Genomic DNA, 1,520 nt, shown 5'->3' with positions numbered 1-1,520 from the left:
CCTTCTAGAAGTAAATATCGCTCCACAGGAGCAGAATTTTAGTGATTTTATGTACACTAAATAAACCTGACTATTTGTAAAGAAAAAATAGTCAGTTATAATAATGTTATAACCAATTAGGATTATGCAACTTGTTCTTTTGCTTTAGCATAATCGTAAAATTGATTATGAATTATTAGATGGTATATTGTTCGTATTAATTTATGGACGCATGCGATAGCAATCTTCTTAGTTGGTAGAGAGGATTGCTTTTTTCGTTTTTGGTAATAATCATTGATGTGTGATGGTTGAAAGCGGGCAGCAGAGGCAATATTACCGATAGTGCGATAAAGGAGTTTACGGGCGTAAGAGTTTCCACGTTTACTGATATGGTCAGCGGCGACGAAATTTCCAGATTCGTAGTGACGAAGGTCAATACCAACAAAAGCATTGATTTTATTGGCGTTATTAAAGCGACGAATGTCGCCCAATTCAGCTAATAATAAAACAGCGGTTGTTTCACCAATTCCTGGAATGCTTTCTAAAATCGTTAAATCAGGTAATTGTTTAGCAATTGATAACATCTTCGTGACGATTTTCTTTTTAAGTGCATCGAGGCGCAATAATTCATTAGCATAGTAACGGACTTGATCGATTAATGATGAATCATCAGTTACAGATTGAAATGATAATTGTGCCAAATTGATTAGCCGTGCGGCTAATTGCCGACTTCGTTTATCAGAAATGTTACGTTCACTGCAAGTTTTAATTTTAATCGCTAATGAATCCACGTCATAACTAAGAATTTGAGTAGGTGTTGGTAACATAATTAAAACTTGCCAGTATAATTTTCCTGAGGGGCAGCTTAAGAATTGTTCATATTCAGGAAAAACGGATTGTAAAATGCGATGTAATCGATTTTTATCGCGAACAAGATCTTCATTGATTTGTTGATAAAAACGACTTTGATCTAATAGTTCTTGATAAATTGGATCTTGTTGATATGTAGAAACTCGATTAAGAATAAACTGTGTTTCAGCAAGATGACGTGCATCATTACGATCAGTTTTATTTGGCCGTAAACTATCTAATTGTTTTTTAGCCGCTAGTGGATTTAATTGAACATAATCAACATTATTTTTTTGTAAGAAAGTCCGTAAACGCCGAGAATAAACTCCTGTGGCTTCAAAAACAACCTCAGGTTGATTAACCTGTTGTAATTGAGTTAATAGTTGATTGAATCCTAAAGAGTCATTAGTGATTTTAAATTCATTAAATACTTGCCCATCAATCGCAACCGCCACGTTAGAAGTGACTTTACTAACATCAATACCAAAAACAAAACGCATAATATATACCATCCTTTCAAAGTTGATTCATAAACTTTTACTAATCTAATTTTCAAAACATGACATGAATGCCAACAGACTACGAAGAGATTCACAGTAAAAGCAATGAAGTTGCCATTTTGTTATGCGACATCAAGTGTCAAAAAAACTCACGACATGTCAACTTCATTTATCACTTTAACGCAAAGAAAA

At 33.8% G+C, this 1,520-nt stretch carries 1 protein-coding gene; it reads right to left on the bottom strand.

Translation table 11 applies throughout. The annotated features are described in order from the left end of the window. Nucleotides 1-122 precede the first annotated feature (122 nt). Nucleotides 123-1,328, bottom strand: a complete 1,206-nt coding sequence (locus Q3C15_RS08615) for an IS110 family transposase (RefSeq protein ID WP_289555121.1) — start codon at nt 1,326-1,328, stop codon at nt 123-125. Nucleotides 1,329-1,520: the final 192 nt, after the last annotated feature.

The sequence above is a fragment of the Ligilactobacillus sp. 110_WCHN genome (genome assembly GCF_030518115.1).
In the GTDB taxonomy this organism is placed as follows: domain Bacteria; phylum Bacillota; class Bacilli; order Lactobacillales; family Lactobacillaceae; genus Ligilactobacillus; species Ligilactobacillus aviarius_C.
This window is presented reverse-complemented; position numbering and strand designations above follow the sequence as displayed.

Excerpts from the sequence above, each read along its gene's own strand:
- Q3C15_RS08615 (WP_289555121.1), bottom strand. The coding sequence starts at position 1,328 with ATGCGTTTTGTTTTTGGTATTGATGTTAGTAAAGTCACTTCTAACGTG.